Source organism: Pedobacter steynii, from assembly GCF_001721645.1.
Taxonomy (GTDB): domain Bacteria; phylum Bacteroidota; class Bacteroidia; order Sphingobacteriales; family Sphingobacteriaceae; genus Pedobacter; species Pedobacter steynii_A.
The window spans coordinates 5,996,500-6,013,227 of record NZ_CP017141.1; the positions used below are offsets into that span (position 1 = coordinate 5,996,500).

Sequence of the window (16,728 nt, forward strand, 5' to 3'; positions counted from 1 at the left end):
CGATAGGTAAAAATATAAGCTAAATATAAAAGAAAGCAACAATATATTGAATAATGCTTAATTTTATGCCTACCTGCCACAAAATAATATTCTATATGAAAATATTAATGAAACCTCTTATTTATACTTTCTCCGCGGTTTTCCTGCTCCTTTCTGCCTGTACAAAGAAAAACACTAATGCCAAAGAAAAGAGGATTAAAGACGGTCCTACCCTTGATCTCGGGGCTGGACTTGCTGAAATTGTGATGACGCGAAATGATACCGCAAGTGTTGCACTATTTCCCCGTGCTCAATATTTCTTTATTGATCTTGGTCTGGAAGGAAGTGAGCAGAACATCCAATTGATCAAAGAGGCCAATCGTCTGAACATTCCTGTACGTGCGAAGGTATTTAAAGACAACGTAAGCGAAATTGCAGAAATCTACCCAGCTACTAAGGAAGAAATAGAAAAACACAAAAAATCCAAAGTTAAAACCGGACTATAAAACCAATAGTCCGAAATCCCTTAAATTATAAATCGGGTCTGAATACCAGAACAATTCGAAATGCTCGGCAGAAGTTTCAAAATCAGCTTTTATTTCCTGAAATGTATAAACCTGGGTGTTAGAAACCGCTATTTTCTGTAAGATAGAAGCCAACCATTCCCCCTCATTTTTATTGGTCTGGATGCTAAAGGTTTCCTTTTTATCATGAAAAGTTAAATTCATCATTTCCAGAGGCTTGTTTTTCTTATACCTGGTAAAGCTTTCCGTGTCGGGCTTCCCTCCTAACCAGACCACTTTAGCCGTTGATTTGGTATTGAACTTACTTTCTTCCCTGATTGCTTTCTCAATAAAATCAGGTGGAATTGTTGTTCTTGGAATCTTAAAATCAAACCAATCCTGTAGCTTATAATCGAAGCAAATCCCATGCATAAAATTAAACAGCGACTTCTTCAGGCCAAAACTGAATTTATCATGGTCTATTCCCGTTTTGTCAATATAATTGATATCATTATTGGCAAAAGTTCCGATTGCCTCCGTTTCTTTAACTACACCAAACTTCTCCGGATGCATTCCTACCGGGCTATGTGCAGTCATCGCAAACTGATGCCAGAAACCAGATTGTAAAATACCTGCTTCAAACAACTGTCTCACCATTTCCAAACTATCTACTGTCTCCTGAATGGTTTGTGTTGGATAACCATACATCAGGTAAGCATGGACCAGCACGCCCGCTTCCGTAAAATTTCGGGTAACCTGAGCCACCTGTTCCACTGTTACTCCTTTATCAATTAACTTCAATAACCGATCAGATGCTACTTCTAAGCCGCCGGAAACGGCAATACAACCCGATGCTTTCAACAAAATACACAGATCTCTGCTGAAACTTTTCTCAAACCGGATATTGGTCCACCAGGTTACAGAAATTTTTCTTCTTAAAATCTCCAGCGCTACCTCCCGCATTAATGCCGGTGGAGCAGCTTCGTCAACAAAGTGAAAACCATTCTGACCGGTTTTTTTACTCAGCTCTTCAATGCGGTCTACAATCAATTTAGCAGCAACAGGTTCATAAACCTTAATATAATCCAGAGAAATATCGCAAAATGTACATTTCCCCCAATAACACCCATGCGCCATGGTTAATTTGTTCCAGCGGCCATCACTCCACATCCTGTGCATTGGATTTACAATTTCTATCACCGAAATGTATCGATCCAGCTGTAAATCACTATAATCCGGTGTTCCTACATCAAATTGCTTATAATCACTCCTTAACGCATCATTTCTATAAACAACTTCATCATTCTCTAATAAAAATGTTCTTTTATACAGATGAAAGGCTCCGCCTTTTAGGATCGAATCATAAACCAGTTCTATTGGCAACTCTCCATCGTCTAAGGTAATATAATCGAAAAATTCAAATACCCTTTTGTCAGAAACCGAACGGAGTTCTGTATTGGCAAAACCGCCTCCCATCAAGATCTTAACCTCAGGATAATTCCGTTTCACATATTGCGCACATCGGAAAGCAGCATACAAATTTCCTGGAAAAGGAACAGAAATTAAAAACAATTTAGGTTGAATAAGCGCAATTTTCTTTTCCAAAATGTCAATCAGGATTTCATCCATATAGGTATATCCCTGATTTAAAACTTCATAGAGCTCATCAAACGAGTTCGCACTTCTGCCTAGCCTTTCCGCGTAACGACTAAAACCGAAATTCGGGTCAATACATTCAATGATAAAATCCGAAATATCCTCGAGATACAATGTCGCTAAATGCTTACCCTTATCCTGGGTTCCCATTGCACCGAATGCCCAGTCCAACTCATCTAATTCTGCAAACCTGGATGCTTCCGGCAGAAAATCCTCCTGACAAATCTGCAATGCTAAAGTTGGATTTTTACCTTGCAAAAAAGCAATAACTGCATCTATGGTTTTGATGTACTCATTTTTTAAGGCAAGAATGCGTTTCGCATTTAAGCTTCTCGTCTGACCAGACAGGCGCTCAGCATGAAGAAAAAGATCTTCCAGACCTTTCCTGGAAAATAAAGTCAGGATCACTTCAATCCCCAAATCGGCCTGAGTGGAAGAAATATTTTTTGTGTTTAAAAACCCTTTAATATAAGCAGTGGCAGGATACGGGGTATTCAGTTGGGTAAAAGGAGGTGTGACAAGAAAAAGATCTGTTTTCAAAATGGAATTGTATTTCCCTACAAAAATATCCATAATTATTTTAGTATTGGGCTTTATCAAATGATTTCTTGAGCTTCATCAGGTAACCATCAGCTATAAAAGCAACAAAAATGGGTAATTTACTTCCTCCTCCCCATCCGGAAAGAAAAACCTTTATCATCTTCCCCCAGAACCTCCACAAAAAGCGTAGAGTCATTTAATTTGGTATACTGTACCTTTTTAGGGAAATCATGAGATAAATTCTCAAATGAATACTTGTCTTTTACATCTTTGTTCCATACAAAGTCAATGACCTGCGCATTATTTTGATCCAGAACTCTGGCCTGGTAAACCATGCTATTGTTCAGGCTTTTGATCAAAAGTTCCTCCGTTATTATTTTCTTTCCCTCTTTAATTTTGTAGGAATTCCCCTTCAGTGTATTTCCTTCTCCTCTTTTCCAGGTTTCATAAGTTTCTTTATTTTCCACTTTCCAGGTTCCTTCTAAAAAAAGAAGATCATTAAAGTCATCATTAATCCTAAAAAAACTAAAAGGGAAAAGTATAAATGCGATAACAAATGTTTTCATTCCCATTGAATTTTTAAACCCTGCATTATTGCCGAACAAAACTATCAGCATAAAAATAAGGAAAATTGAGAGAACAAGACATCAGGAATTGTTTTCATTCTCCTCGGACTAAAAGTAGGGCTGACAAAAAAAATACTGTTTATAAAATCTTTTCTAAGGCTTCCATTAGCCTTTCGCCCCTCAGGTCTTTTCCTATGATGATCCCCTTAGGGTCAATCAGGTAATTAGAGGGCAGGTATTGAATATCATAAGCCTTTTGAGCCAGGTCATCAAAATCACTTAACTGAGGCCATAGATTTACCTGATCTTTCTTAATAGCTTCCAACCAGCTCTGTTTCATAGTGGCAACATCTCTGGTAATGCTGATGACCTGAAACCCCAAATCTTTATATTTAAGGTAAGCCCTGATCAAAGTCGGACTCTCTGTCCTGCAAGGCTGACACCAGCTTGCCCAAAAATCCACCAGTACATATTTACCTCTGAAATTGCTGATTTGAATAGATTTACCTGCTGTATCCTTTAAGGAAACATCCTTAAGCACCTTTCCCTTTGCCATTGTTCTCCCCAGTAATAATTTACTGAGCAATGTCCCTGCAGAAGGTAATTGCCTCATATCATCGCTCAGTTGATGAAACAATTTTTCTATCTCTTCTGGTTTTGACTTTAAGCGCTCATTTCCAAAAGGCCGGCCCGCATATTGGCAAAGTGCATACAAGCCAAAAGGACTATTTAAATTTCCCATAACCATTTTATAGAGATGATGGTCAGCTACATTTTCTACAGAATCCTGTATAAAACTGATCTGTGCTTCCACATCTGCAATCTTTTTGTTCTCATAGCTCACATTTTTGGCCAGACTATCCGTCAGAAAATGATACCATCTCATCTTTGCTTTCAGATGATTGATCTGTTTCTCCAGTTCCTGCGGATCAGAACGAACTACTACAGGTGCTGAATCCTGATCAATACGCAAACGATAGGTCGAAGCTAAGGCAAGAAAAGAGGTAGACGTGACTTTCCTGCCTGGCCAGTAAAACATGATGGTTAAGAATTCCGGCTCCGATAAAGGACTTTCATACCGAAATATCGCTGTGGTAATTTTAATACTTTCGGACTTAAGGTTAAAATTGCCCAGGTCCATTCTTTCCACACTCACCTTCAGCGGTCTGACTTTAAATCTTTTTAAATCAGCCGTCAATATTAATTTCCCCGGAATTTGCCTCTGCTGGGCAAATGTAAAGTAGTTAATGACGCTCAGGAAAATAACAAATGTGAATTGCAGTTTCATATTCCCTGTTATTTAATGTGATATATTTTCTTTCTTAAAGCCATGCCCTTTTCGCTTTTCTTTAGCCTTTCTGAAAGCAGGGTATACAATTCTTTAGGCGAGCCAAAAGCAGCTTCCAGTTTATCCTGGTTCAGCGGACTAATTCCGGAACTGGCCTCCGCCACGGCATCAAGACTCATCTGAGCATCAGGAAATTTTCTCACAAAATCCAGAAGCTTTCCATTTTTTGACCTAAGTGCAGCGAACCATTCATATAATATCCTGGTCTGCTTTCCTCCTGATGCGATTCGAGAAGTCTTCATTTGATCAGGTTCAGCAATAACCAGATCTATATCCTCCAGTATAATATGCTTAAAGTTCTTTTCACGATCAGTAATCAGGATCAGTTGGCCAAATTTGGAAATCAGCTCCTCTTTAGAAATGTTGCCCCGCTCCTCAATAAATACAGCGGCATGCTGATAAGTGTTATTGTCCAGCTCAAATGTCCCCCTGAAATTGAACTTTCCGTCTTTAATTGGTGTGACCATTAATAACTTGTCGCTGGAAATGGGCACCTGATGAGATAATGTGGTCAGGTAAGCGAATTTGGCCTTCTTTGTGTCTTTAAGACTTCCCTGAATGGTAAACTTTATAGATTGGGCTAACGACGTAAATGACGAAATGCACAATAAAAACAGATAAATAAAATGTTTCATGATGGATTGCTTTAGTTTGAACTAACAATTTAGGTGATTAAAATTGAAAACTAAAACTTTAGTACAAATTATTTAGTTTGCAAACATATTTCCTGAATGGCTGTTTAAGTGTTAAACCGAAATTCATGAATATGATTCTTCCAAAGCCATTACTAATGATAGACTGGTCCTCATTTTTCTTCGGTGAAGAAGGACTTGAATTTTTACTTGAAATCTCGCTGCGTACATTTATCATGTACCTGATCATCCTGGCAGGCCTCAGACTATTGGGTAAACGAGGGGTAAAACAGTTATCCATATTCGAGCTGGTAGTCATCATCAGCCTCGGTTCTGCAGCTGGCGATCCCATGTTTTATAAGGAAATCGGCTTACTGGTACCGATCGTTATTTTCAGCATCATTGTAGCCTGCTACAGGTTCACCACGTATCTGACTGCAAAAAGCACGAAAATTGACGACCTTGTGGAAGGTAAATGTACCTATCTGATAGAGAATGGCGAATTCTCCATTGAAAACTTCGGTAAAGAAGGACTGGCCCAGGACGAGTTTTTCTCCGAACTGAGACAGTATAGCATTTCACACCTCGGCCAGGTAGAAACCGCCATTTTGGAGACTTCCGGAAACCTAAGCGTATATTTCTTTCCCAACGAAAACGTAAAATATGGCTTGCCCATCCTCCCCGCTTTGTTCGAAAACAGCTGTACAGAAATCGTTAAAAAGAATACCTATGCCTGCTGCTTTTGCGGGAACATTGAAGAAATTGAGCCTAAACCGAAACATACCTGTAAAAAATGTGAACAGGATAAATGGGTGGCCGCCATCAATAGCCTCCGTATTAAGTAAATCCTAACGTAGACCTTTTGTAGACGCTATCTCTAAAACCCGTAGTCGGTAAGTAGCACACCATTCCTTGGCTGCACCGAACCATCTCCCTACTTTTGACTCCTATCATTTACCACGCTTTATGCATAAACACAATACCTATCTCATGAAAAAAATACTAATCATTTGCTTAGTAACCCTCGCAGGGTTAGCCGGCTGTAAAAAGGAAAACCAGGACAAAAAGAACAATCGAAATTTGCTGGGAACCTGGCAAGTACAGAAACAAGTAAGAATTGAGTACGAAAACAATGTGGAAAAGGACCGGGATGAGCGGATCTATGATGACGAGGTCCTTCAGTTTATTTTCCAGGGAGAGAACAAATTATCCATAAAAAACGGAACGGACGGAGACAACACAGAAGAATACACCTACACGCTAAGTGGAGATACCCTGGAGCTGAGAGAAGGAGATTCAATCACTACCCTGCTCCTCAGGTTTAATGGAAACAAACAAATGATATTGAGTCTTGAAGACATTGATGTTGACGGCGACATCACCTATAAAAATGTTACCGAATTTACGCTGGATAAGAAATAAAGAAATTATCGGTCTATTTAGCTACATAGTGTAGAAGATCTCTACAGTTAATTTTCGTTAAAATTACATAAACAACTGTTTATCAATGCTGTGCCAAAAACAATCTTTAATGGCATCATTATTAAACCTATCCTAAACGTAATTAACAAGAATATTAACTGAAATACAAAGAATATGAAAAAGATCATTTTATCAGCAGCATTTTTAGCTTTCGCAGGATTAACAGCAGCAAACGCAACTGAAGTAAAAGAACCAGTAGCAATTACAGTTAAACAAGATAGCGCTACAAAAGTACCAGTAGAATTGAAAGACCTTCCTGAAGCAGTAAAAACTACTTTACAATCAGAGCCGGTTAAAGCATGGACACCAACAGCAGCTTTCCTGGTAACGAACGCAGATAAAACTAAATACTACCAGATTGATGTAAAAAAAGAAGCAGAAACTGCTTCCATCAAAATTGGTGAAGACGGTAAAGTGATTCAATAGTTCAATTGGTCATACAGGACGAATATTAAAAAAGGCCGGATTTATCCGGCCTTTTTCATGTATCCACGCACCTATAAAGCAACTAAACAACACATAATTCTACAATAAAAACAATAATAGTATAATAAATATACAAGCGGGATAAAAAAAGCTATTTTTAGACGATTATTAATTATCTGAAAATATGAATAACCATAATAGAAATCAGTTAAATTTGATAACTGTTAAGTTGCTGTTTTTTTTTAGCGTCTTTACCATACTGATTTATTCTTGTAAAAAAGATCCGGTCATCATAAAACCAGATCCGGTCATCACCCCCACTCCGGAACCGAAACCTGTTGCGAGCAATAAAGCCTTTAAGCTCGACTCTATCAGAAAGCAAATAAAACTTCGCACAGATATCCGGTTAGTTTCAGACAGCGTCTGGAAGGATAGCACCGGTGTTACCTTCAAAGTGCAGAACGTAGATAAGGAATATAGCTTTGCATTCAGCCCTCTTTTTAAAGACAGCCTTTACGTTGGCGCCCTGGCATCTGAAGCCTCTCTTTTAAACGGCAGCGGACGGTCAATGCCGGAATACCGTGCCGGCAAGCTATCTTATTATTTCAGTAACCCATGGAATCTTGAGGAGTTTCAGGATACATTTGAACCATCTCTATTGGCTACAAAGAAATTTATTTCCGATGTTTTCCGAAATGCCAGGCCAAGAAAGCAAGTGGAGTATTCGCAGGGGGCAAGAACCGGATTTAGTGATTACAACGTCGTAAAGCAACAATACCTTAAATTATCTGCAGGAGCAAACATCAATGATTATCTGGAATTTTCAAATCAATCAGCAGACCCCAGGGGCCGCCTGAAAAAAAAGAATGGCTTTCTCCTATATGCAGCAACCATAAACCACGAACTTGTGATCGAAAGGTCCTTCCCTTATAAAGAGATTTACCTGAACACCAATGGTACTTCCATTACCTCAAAAGATGCTGCAGTAATCGAATCATTAAGTTATGGCTCCATTGCACTTTTAACCATAGAATCTAACCATACCTTTGGAGAGATTAATGCTGCCTTTACAGCAATGACAGACGGCCAGGCTTCGGCAGAACAAAGGGCAATTCTGGAACAGGCAGTTTCCGGGGTATTCATAAAAGGCTTCTCACCTTCTTTAGAACGGGCTATGAAAGCAGCTAAAGGATATGAAAAGATAAAAGCTTTTTATCATACCATAGATAAAGGATATATAGAAAAAGGATTAGGTGCTCCTCTTTTTTATCAGGCCACAAATTTAACAACAGATGAGAGGATTGGCTACCACCTACAAACTGAAATCAATTTCACATTTTAAACAAATCATCGTCGATAAAGAGCATATTTTGAACAAAATAGTTCGTTTCTTTGAATCATAAAAATGAAAAAGTATAGCTCATGAATATTTTAAAAGTATCAAAATTGAAACCAATCCTTGTAATAATAGCCATTGCAGCTCAGATTCTGGCTTCCTCTAAGGTTACAAAAGCAGCCGACCAGACCCTGCCTGCTGACTCGGCAATATATAAAACGACTACCCTGATCATCAATAAACTTTCCAGTCATTGTTACCAGCACCTGTCCTATTTTAACACCGAGGATTATGGAAAGGTAGAATGCAACGGAATGATTGTAATCGATGGAAATGAAGCCATTGTCTTCGATACCCCTGCGGATAACCAGAGTTCAGAAGAACTGATAAACTATGTCACCAAAAAAATGAATGTCAAAATAAAAGCCATCATTCCTACTCATTTTCATGAGGACTGTGTAGGTGGGTTGAAAATGTTTGATCAGTTCAACATTCCTTCTTACGCATCCAACCAGACCATTGAACTGTTAAAATCAAAAACCAAGACCAATACCAGCCGGATCAAAGGCTTCGACAAAAAACTTGATTTAAAGGTTGGAAATATTAAAGTTTATGCCAGCTACTTCGGAGAAGGTCATACCAAAGACAACATCATTGGATACGTTCCGGCAGATCAGGCTATGTTTGGAGGCTGCCTTATTAAAGAAGTAGATGCAAGCAAAGGCTATCTGGGTGATGCTAATGAGAAAGAATGGTCACAAACCGTAAAAAAAGTTAAACAAAAATTCCCTGATGCAAAAATCATTATTCCCGGCCATGGAAATTACGGAGGAACAGAATTGCTGGATTATACGATCAAACTATTTAAAGACACCATAAAATAATTTCTGTGGTAAATAGATATCCCCCCTATTTAGATGGGATATTCACCCCAGGCTGAGCATCAATTTCCTGAAATTCAAGTTCATAAACCATTTAACCAAATGTAAACGATTATGAAAAACTTGAATCTCCCTGCCATTCTCCTGGCCTTATCGCTGATGCTCAGCTGTAAAAAATCAACAGTACAACAGGAGCTACAGCCAGACACAAAGAGAATGATGACCCTTGCCAGCACCACAGGCACGGTCTATTATGTAGACCCCAATGGGGACGACAACAACGATGGAAAAAGCGACACGCAGGCCTGGAAAACAATTGACAAGGTCAATTCCATGGTTTTTAACCCGGGTGATCAGATCCTGTTCAAATCCGGCGGCGTCTGGGCCGGCCATTTGGCACCAAAAGGCTCTGGCATTCCAAATTCCAACATCATTTTAAACCGGTATGGCACAGGCAACAAGCCGCAGATTAACGGTCCGGGATCAAACGGCAGCTCCGCCATTTCTTTAAACAATCAATCCTACTGGGAAATACACAATTTCGACCTCACAAATACCGGAACAGCAACAAATACCAGCGTCAGGGGAATCTATGTGGGCCAGGCAGATTCTGTCAGGGGATCCGATATCAGGATCATGAACTGTGACATTCATGATGTAAAAAGTGCCCCGGGAACCAGCACCGTGTCCAATAAATCCTCAGGTGGAATTATTTTCGGTGGCAATACCGACAATGTACTCGTACAGAGCAATACCGTAAAAAACTCTACCCTGGAAGGAATCCGGACTTTAGGTGCGCCTGGAAAAAGTACTAATGTGGTGTTCGACCAGAATTACCTGGAAAATATTCTCGGCGATGGTATTGTCTTATCAAACGTGATCAACTCTGCCGCAACAAGAAACACTTTTAACAATTGCGCTTACTCCACAACTTCCTTAAACTATGCGGTTTGCTGGACCATTAACAGCATCGGCACGAGAGTAGCATTTAACGAGGTTTTCAATACCAAAGGCGGAGGGGTAAACGACGGACAATCATTTGATGCCGATCTGACCACCGATGGCGATATTTTTGAATACAACTATTCTCATGATAACAAAAGGGCATTCATGTTGTTCATGAACAGTTCAAAAAATATCATCGTCCGGTATAACTTAAGTATTAATGATGCCCAGACCCCAAGTTATGGCTTGTTTCTTTACATCTCAACCAGTACCAGCAATAAAATTTATAACAACACTTTCTATATCAAGGGTAACCTGGACTATATCTTTAAAAGCGGCGCTTTCAACAGTGTATTCAATAACAACATTATATACGCTGAAGGGACGGTTAGTAAATTTGGCGATAAACCGCTCAGCACTTCCAGTGTCATTCAAAACAATTGTTTCTATCCGGCATCGATCATCGCGGTTAATGGCCCGGCAGGCACTGTTTCAGGAAATATATATGTTAATCCTAAATTCGTTAACGTTTCCGCACCAGCGCTGGTGGAGAATTTTAAACTGCAGAAATCTTCAGCCCTGATCTCCGCAGGCTTTAATATGGTCAGTAACGGCGGACTGGATTATTTCCAGGCTACCTTACCAGGCAGTAATCCTGATATTGGCGCAGCACAATCGGCCTATAGTTTCAGCGGTTTTGTAAGCAATGCAGATAGCTATGTAAGAAACGGGACGTATGCAACCACTAATTACGGTACAGAAACAGGCATATATGTGAAATCAGATGTGAGCTCCTACGCCAGAAAATCTTATGTGAAATTTGATTTCTCAGCGATAAGCAGCTCAGCAATCTCGAATGCCAGGTTAATCCTGAATGCCTCCGGAGTAAATACAGATCCATCCCGGGTTATTAAAGTCTATACCACCCTGTCCAATTCCTGGCTGGAAACCTCATTGAACTGGAACAATGCCCCAGCTAACGGAAGCCTTGTCAATAGCTTCACCGTTTACAAGGCAGAAAAATATGCAATAGATGTGACCGATATCATCAACCAGCAACTCGCTGCAGGCAATAAAATCATCACGTTTGCCCTCCTCAATGAAGCGGCAGCAAGTGCCAAAAATGATGTGCAGTTTACAAGTAAGGAAGCAACAGCAAATAAACCGCAATTGAATATTATACTATAATATTGGCTAAAGAGTCATTTGATCATATTCAAATGACTCTTTAGTTCTTTAAGGTTATTTTTTTCTGATGAAAAACCCCGGCTCAGTTCCGGTCTCTGCTGTTCATAAAAAGCAGAATATAATAAAGCAAAGTGGCAACTGAACTGATGGCTGCGACCACATAGGTACGTGCAGCCCATTTTAAGGCATCGGCAGCCATATCATGTTCAGCAGTCGTGGTCATATGGCTTTCTTCAAGCCATTTTAAGGCGCGGTTACTCGCGTCATATTCTACCGGGAGCGTAATGATGGTAAACAAAGTCGTCACCGCAAATAAGGCAATACCAACCAGTAGAATCGTAGGATTGGCCCGGCCGATTAAAAAGCCCAGCCCAGCCAGTATAATCCATTGCGAAAGCTGAGAACTGATGTTCACAAAAGGAACAATGGCACTGCGAAAAGTGAGCATGCTGTACGCCCTGGCATGTTGAACGGCATGACCACATTCATGCGCTGCAACCGCAGCAGCAGATACACTTCTTCCTTCATACACATCAGGACTCAGGTTAACCGTTCGGTCTGAGGGATTATAATGGTCGCTCAGCTGACCGGGTACGGAAAGCACCCGGACATTGTAAATGCCGTTATCGGCGAGCATCTTTTCCGCAATCTCCCTACCACTCAGGCCATTTCGAAGCCCAATCTGACTGTATTCATTAAATTTACTTTTGAGCCTGCTGCTGACAATCCATCCAACAACAAACATAATACCTGCGATAAGGTAATATCCTGTGAGTCCCATGGTGTTAAAATAAATCCGGTAAATCTTTATAACAATGCTAACTTTAAATGGTTCGGTTTTCCATAATTTCTTTAACCATAGTCCGTTTCTTTTGAAAGCTTCATTACATTCGCTATGACAATACTCCTTAAAAACAAAGAGATGACCTACGATGAACGGTTAGCTTCAATTAATCCCTGTAAATCATGAACCATTTATCTGACAAGGAAAACCGCGGTAGTTTAGTGGCTAAAGAAAGCCGGAATACCCTGCTGAAACTTTTTCTCTCATTAAACCCGGAAAATAAAGCCCTATGGGGAAAGATGAACCCACAACAAATGGTAGAACACCTCATAGAGCAGGTCCAGTACACCAATGGTACAAAAGAACCTTTTTGTGAGGTGTCTGAAGAGGAAGCCATGCGCGCAAAACTTGCCAATATCTATTCCGATCGGGAAATTCCAAAGAACGTGATATTAGGGGAACTACCTGGTCAATTGAGATATCCCGATCTGCAGACTGCCATTGATCAGTTGATGACAGAGCTGGATACTTTTGACCAGTATTTTAAAACCCCGGGAACAACTGCCATACACGGTGGCTTCGGAGCAATGAACGAAGCAGAATGGCTGATCTGGCATAGCAAACATTTCAGGCATCACTTAAAACAGTTCGGCCTAATGCCATTTACCTCATGATCAACACCTTCATAAATAACCGGCAATTCATACGTTAACCCCTCATTTTTTTCGGACTAAAGCCATAAAATGCTTTAAAAGCCGTAGAGAAATTGGAGACATCCTTATAACCCGACAAATAGGCAATCTCCCCTATAGACTGTGTTTTCTGATGCAAAAGATAGCGTGCATTTTCCATTTTTAGCCGGATGATGTACTGATAAATCGTCGTATTAAATTTTTCTTTAAACCCGTTCTTTAGCTTAAACTCATTCAGGGAAACCATTTTGGACAACTCAGATAACAATGGAGGATTGGCATAATTGCTTTCCAGAATTTCTTTTGCGGCCATCAGCTTATGCAGCTCTCCCTCTTTCAGAAAACCCTTTCCTGATATCAGCTTTGGCTCTTGTTTCAACTGATCCAGCTGGAGGACCAAAAGCTCACGGATCTTCGCTTCCACAAACATCCGTTTAAGAATACCCTTCCGCTTGCACCTTAAAATATCAGAGATCGCGTTTTTTATCGATGCGGTAATCGGCGAACCTACAGGGGCAAAATAACTGTGTTTCCTGCCTGCCACCTGACTGGCAAATTCCCGCTGCAGCTCAGATTGCTGGCCGATGAGGTTAAAATAAAAATCCTCGGAAAGGATGACACAGAAATAATTGATCGGCTGGAATGGGCTCATTTCAAATGTTCCCTTAAATGAAGGAGTATAGCGGATCGTATGGTATTCCTGAGGGGCATCTTCCAGCGCGGCCAGCTTTTCTACGCGTTCAATCGGACTACCCTCTAACATGAAATCAAGGGTAATACTGCTGCCTTCAATCTCAAACAGATCGACCACAGTCTGATTAAAATTCATAGTTGTATCAATGATAAAAGCACCACTGGTGCTGAGTTGTATGCTCCTCAGCTGTTTAATCGTCTCGTCCTCCATCTCCACAATTTCTTCCAGCATTAAACTGTTGGGATCATAGGCCTCGGGAATCTCTTTATTGGAGATCCATTGGTCCATATGCAACAGTTTTGATTTAATTCTTATCATTTAATTAAAAGCAGATTTGAATTGCAAAGTTATTTTTATTCGGTCTAAATAATAACATTTACCACCCTCCTTTTGCAATTAATTTTAATCAACGCCTGCACTTTTCAAGCAAATCATCCCATTAACCTCCTTTAAATTAACATAATAAGCAATTAATTACACCATAATAACGATAAAAAAGCACATTAAATTAATCCTTTTTTAATAATTAATAATCCTTTTATCACAAAACTAAAAGCACAGCTGACTGTATATTTGCCGCATTATTTATATCGAGTCTAAATAAAACTCCAAATCAACGCATGTCGCAATTAAAATTTAATTCAATTCAAGGCCATTATCTGGTAAAATTCTTTCTGCTGATCTCTTTCCTGTTGATCTCTGCCCGCTCCTTCGGTCAGTCGCCGGGAAATGTTTCAGGAACCATACTGGATCAAAGCGGATCTCCCATTCCGGGCGTATCAGTGTCCTTTAAATCCATAAAAAAAGGAACTTCAACCAACGAAAAAGGCAGTTACGAACTGCAACAGTTGCCCGAAGGCAAATACCAGGTAATCTTCAGTATGATTGGTTACCAATCCGTAGCGCTGGAGGTTCAGGTAAAAAATGGCGCAAACATCGTCAGAAACCTGGTCATGAAAAGCAGTACACAACAGATGAAAGAAGTCAATGTTGCCGGAAGATCAAAAACCCAGCAGGCAAACAGACAAGCTTATCAGGTTACCGCCATTGATGCCAAACAACTGCACAATACTACACTTAACCTGGCAAAAGCATTGGACCGCGTTGCTGGAGTACGAATCAGAGAAAGTGGCGGTGTAGGCTCAAGAACGGAATTTTCGTTAAATGGCTTCTCCGGAAATCAGGTAAAATTCTTCATCGATGGCATTCCTATGGATAACTTCGGCAGCTCTTTCGACATCAATAACATTCCGGTAAACCTGGCCGAACGCCTGGAAGTATATAAAGGTGTAGTACCGGTTTCATTGGGTTCAGATGCCCTGGGTGGAGCAGTAAACATCATTACCAACTCCGGAAGATCAAATTACCTGGATGCCTCCTATTCTTACGGCTCTTTCAATACCCACCGAAGTTCGGTCAATGCAGGCTATACCACTGCAAAGGGAATCGTTTTAAACCTCAATGCTTATCAGAATTACTCCGACAACGATTATTGGGTAAATACAGAAACCCAGGTAGATCAGTATGGAACCATTGAGCGGGTAAAAGCACGACGTTTCCACGATGGATACCGCAATGAGATGATCCGGTTCAGTGCCGGCGTAAAAGGAAAGTCCTGGGCGGATATGCTGACCCTTGGTTTAGACCTAGGCCAGAATAAAGCAGATATTCAGAATGGAGTGGTTATGGGTGATGTCTATGGTGCGCGCAGAACAAGCGGAACCCTGGTCATGCCTTCCCTAAAATACCTGAAAAAGAATCTCGGACTAAAAGGTCTGGACCTGAATATCTCCGGAAACTTCAACCTGGGACACGAAAAAACCATTGACACGGTCAACAAACAGTACAACTGGCTGGGACAGGTGGTAAAAGATTTCAGCTATGGCAACTCGGACATTAAAGGTGGTGAAAGAGAACGCATGCTTTACCGCTATAAAAACAACAACGGAATCGGGACCATCAACCTGAGCTACAAACTGAACGATCAGCATTCCTTCGTGATCAACAATACCTTTAACACCTTCCGCAGAATAGGAAAAGACCTGCTGGAAGAGAAAGACCTTTATTTCGAAAGACCACAGACGACCTCAAAAAATGTACTTGGTGCAGCCTATCGTTTTGATGCAAATGAACGCTGGAACACCACGGTATTTTTCAAACATTACTACCAGCGCTCTAAGGCCTTTATCAATATAACCGGTGTCGACAGACCTTCCAACAGTGATTATGGCTGGTCAGAGAACAATTTCAGCACTACAGGTTATGGCCTGGCCAGCACCTATTTTCTGGGCAAAGACCTCCAGTTACGTGCTTCTTACGAACATGGGGTAAGGGTGCCTGAGAGTTCAGAGTTATTTGGAAACGTAAATACACTTACCGGAAACTTCTCCCTTAAACCGGAAAGCAGTGAAAATGTAAACATCGGCGCCATCTATACCCCGGCCATCAATAATACACATTTCTTCACCATTGATGCCGCATTGCTCTACCGCTATTCCAAAGACTTTATCCGCCCGAGTTTGAATGCAGGTAACAAATATACCCTTCAGCGTATGGTCAACCTGCGCGATGTGGACAATACCGGAATAGAAGCCAATATCAGGTACCGCTATAAAACGGCATTCAATATCGGCGCAAATGTGACCTATCAGAACCTCAGAAACCAGACTAAGTTCGAAGGTGGCGAAGGCGATAAACAAAGTATCATTTATGGCGACAGGCTGCCGAATATGCCTTACATGTATGGAAATCTGGATGCATCCTATACCTTCCGGAACCTGATGTCTAAGGGAGATAACCTGACTGTAGGTTATAACCTGCTCTATGTACATGCCTATTTTGAAGGCTGGCCTTCCTTGGGCAACAAAAATGAAAAATACACCATTCCTGAGCAATACGCGCATAACGCCAATTTGCTGTACAGCTTCGCCGGAGGTAAATATAACCTGGCCATGGAATGCCTGAACTTAACGGATGCCCTGCTGTATGACCATTACAAACTGCAAAAGCCAAGCCGCTCGTTCAACCTTAAGCTCCGCTATTTCCTCTTTAACAAATTCAAATAAATCACTATACA

At 40.6% G+C, this 16,728-nt stretch carries 15 protein-coding genes; 9 read left to right on the forward strand and 6 right to left on the reverse strand.

Going from position 1 to position 16,728, the window contains the following annotated elements:
* The first annotated feature begins 95 nt into the window (after positions 1 to 95).
* A complete protein-coding gene (locus BFS30_RS24890) occupies positions 96 to 485 on the forward strand; it encodes a hypothetical protein (protein WP_069381776.1) in 390 nt (129 codons plus the stop codon).
* Here BFS30_RS24890 and BFS30_RS24895 read toward each other — a convergent pair.
* The 4 genes from BFS30_RS24895 to BFS30_RS24910 all read right to left on the reverse strand — a co-directional run bounded on the left by BFS30_RS24895 (position 480) and on the right by BFS30_RS24910 (position 5,227).
* Positions 480 to 2,711, reverse strand: a complete 2,232-nt coding sequence (locus BFS30_RS24895; protein ID WP_208603008.1) for a B12-binding domain-containing radical SAM protein — start codon at positions 2,709 to 2,711, stop codon at positions 480 to 482. The genes BFS30_RS24890 and BFS30_RS24895 overlap by 6 nt on opposite strands.
* Positions 2,712 to 2,797: 86 nt before the next feature.
* Positions 2,798 to 3,244, reverse strand: a complete 447-nt coding sequence (locus BFS30_RS24900) for a DUF6265 family protein (RefSeq protein ID WP_157263048.1) — start codon at positions 3,242 to 3,244, stop codon at positions 2,798 to 2,800.
* Positions 3,245 to 3,383: 139 nt separating this feature from the next.
* Positions 3,384 to 4,532 (reverse strand): peroxiredoxin family protein, encoded by a 1,149-nt coding sequence (locus BFS30_RS27620; RefSeq protein ID WP_083252230.1) that lies wholly within the window; start codon positions 4,530 to 4,532, stop codon positions 3,384 to 3,386.
* 8 nt (positions 4,533 to 4,540) lie between these two features.
* On the reverse strand, positions 4,541 to 5,227 hold the full coding sequence (locus BFS30_RS24910; RefSeq protein ID WP_069381778.1) for a DUF4369 domain-containing protein: 687 nt from the start codon (positions 5,225 to 5,227) through the stop codon (positions 4,541 to 4,543).
* A 125-nt stretch (positions 5,228 to 5,352) separates the two neighbouring features.
* On the opposite strand from BFS30_RS24910, the gene BFS30_RS24915 reads away from it, so the two are divergent.
* From BFS30_RS24915 to BFS30_RS24940, 6 genes are all read left to right on the forward strand, one after another.
* Positions 5,353 to 6,069 (forward strand): DUF421 domain-containing protein, encoded by a 717-nt coding sequence (locus BFS30_RS24915; RefSeq protein WP_237028656.1) that lies wholly within the window; start codon positions 5,353 to 5,355, stop codon positions 6,067 to 6,069.
* Positions 6,070 to 6,214: 145 nt separating this feature from the next.
* Positions 6,215 to 6,646, forward strand: coding sequence for a hypothetical protein (locus BFS30_RS24920; RefSeq protein WP_157263049.1), 432 nt, complete (start codon positions 6,215 to 6,217; stop codon positions 6,644 to 6,646).
* 174 nt (positions 6,647 to 6,820) lie between these two features.
* Positions 6,821 to 7,132, forward strand: a complete 312-nt coding sequence (locus BFS30_RS24925; RefSeq protein WP_069381780.1) for a hypothetical protein — start codon at positions 6,821 to 6,823, stop codon at positions 7,130 to 7,132.
* Positions 7,133 to 7,316: 184 nt separating this feature from the next.
* The gene (locus tag BFS30_RS24930; protein ID WP_069381781.1) at positions 7,317 to 8,474 is read left to right on the forward strand and encodes a hypothetical protein; all 1,158 of its coding nucleotides are present in this window, start codon (positions 7,317 to 7,319) and stop codon (positions 8,472 to 8,474) included.
* A gap of 80 nt (positions 8,475 to 8,554) precedes the next feature.
* The gene (gene bla / locus BFS30_RS24935; protein ID WP_069381782.1) at positions 8,555 to 9,352 is read left to right on the forward strand and encodes a subclass B1 metallo-beta-lactamase; all 798 of its coding nucleotides are present in this window, start codon (positions 8,555 to 8,557) and stop codon (positions 9,350 to 9,352) included.
* Between the two features lie 111 nt (positions 9,353 to 9,463).
* On the forward strand, positions 9,464 to 11,482 hold the full coding sequence (locus BFS30_RS24940; protein ID WP_069381783.1) for a DUF7594 domain-containing protein: 2,019 nt from the start codon (positions 9,464 to 9,466) through the stop codon (positions 11,480 to 11,482).
* Between the two features lie 82 nt (positions 11,483 to 11,564).
* Here the strand turns inward: BFS30_RS24940 and BFS30_RS24945 are convergent, their stop codons facing one another.
* Positions 11,565 to 12,263 (reverse strand): zinc metallopeptidase, encoded by a 699-nt coding sequence (locus BFS30_RS24945; RefSeq protein WP_069381784.1) that lies wholly within the window; start codon positions 12,261 to 12,263, stop codon positions 11,565 to 11,567.
* A gap of 185 nt (positions 12,264 to 12,448) precedes the next feature.
* On the opposite strand from BFS30_RS24945, the gene BFS30_RS24950 reads away from it, so the two are divergent.
* Positions 12,449 to 12,940, forward strand: coding sequence for a DUF1569 domain-containing protein (locus BFS30_RS24950; protein ID WP_069381785.1), 492 nt, complete (start codon positions 12,449 to 12,451; stop codon positions 12,938 to 12,940).
* A gap of 34 nt (positions 12,941 to 12,974) precedes the next feature.
* On the opposite strand, the gene BFS30_RS24955 is transcribed toward BFS30_RS24950, so the two are convergent.
* Positions 12,975 to 13,970 carry a helix-turn-helix domain-containing protein gene (locus tag BFS30_RS24955; RefSeq protein WP_083252231.1) on the reverse strand — a complete coding sequence of 332 codons (996 nt, stop codon included), beginning with the start codon at positions 13,968 to 13,970 and terminating at the stop codon, positions 12,975 to 12,977.
* Positions 13,971 to 14,272: 302 nt separating this feature from the next.
* Between BFS30_RS24955 and BFS30_RS24960 the strand changes: the two genes are divergently transcribed.
* The gene (locus tag BFS30_RS24960; protein WP_069381786.1) at positions 14,273 to 16,717 is read left to right on the forward strand and encodes a TonB-dependent receptor; all 2,445 of its coding nucleotides are present in this window, start codon (positions 14,273 to 14,275) and stop codon (positions 16,715 to 16,717) included.
* The last annotated feature ends 11 nt before the right edge of the window (positions 16,718 to 16,728 follow it).

Coding starts and splice junctions, on each gene's coding strand:
- BFS30_RS24920 (WP_157263049.1), top strand. CDS start 6,215: ATGAAAAAAATACTAATCATTTGCTTAGTAACCCTCGCAGGGTTAGCC.
- BFS30_RS24900 (WP_157263048.1), bottom strand. CDS start 3,244: ATGAAAACATTTGTTATCGCATTTATACTTTTCCCTTTTAGTTTTTTT.
- BFS30_RS24930 (WP_069381781.1), top strand. CDS start 7,317: ATGAATAACCATAATAGAAATCAGTTAAATTTGATAACTGTTAAGTTG.
- BFS30_RS24895 (WP_208603008.1), bottom strand. CDS start 2,711: ATGGATATTTTTGTAGGGAAATACAATTCCATTTTGAAAACAGATCTT.
- BFS30_RS24910 (WP_069381778.1), bottom strand. CDS start 5,227: ATGAAACATTTTATTTATCTGTTTTTATTGTGCATTTCGTCATTTACG.
- BFS30_RS24945 (WP_069381784.1), bottom strand. CDS start 12,263: ATGGGACTCACAGGATATTACCTTATCGCAGGTATTATGTTTGTTGTT.
- BFS30_RS24960 (WP_069381786.1), top strand. CDS start 14,273: ATGTCGCAATTAAAATTTAATTCAATTCAAGGCCATTATCTGGTAAAA.
- BFS30_RS24915 (WP_237028656.1), top strand. CDS start 5,353: ATGAATATGATTCTTCCAAAGCCATTACTAATGATAGACTGGTCCTCA.
- bla (WP_069381782.1), top strand. CDS start 8,555: ATGAATATTTTAAAAGTATCAAAATTGAAACCAATCCTTGTAATAATA.
- BFS30_RS24925 (WP_069381780.1), top strand. CDS start 6,821: ATGAAAAAGATCATTTTATCAGCAGCATTTTTAGCTTTCGCAGGATTA.
- BFS30_RS24890 (WP_069381776.1), top strand. CDS start 96: ATGAAAATATTAATGAAACCTCTTATTTATACTTTCTCCGCGGTTTTC.
- BFS30_RS24950 (WP_069381785.1), top strand. CDS start 12,449: ATGAACCATTTATCTGACAAGGAAAACCGCGGTAGTTTAGTGGCTAAA.
- BFS30_RS27620 (WP_083252230.1), bottom strand. CDS start 4,532: ATGAAACTGCAATTCACATTTGTTATTTTCCTGAGCGTCATTAACTAC.
- BFS30_RS24940 (WP_069381783.1), top strand. CDS start 9,464: ATGAAAAACTTGAATCTCCCTGCCATTCTCCTGGCCTTATCGCTGATG.
- BFS30_RS24955 (WP_083252231.1), bottom strand. CDS start 13,970: ATGATAAGAATTAAATCAAAACTGTTGCATATGGACCAATGGATCTCC.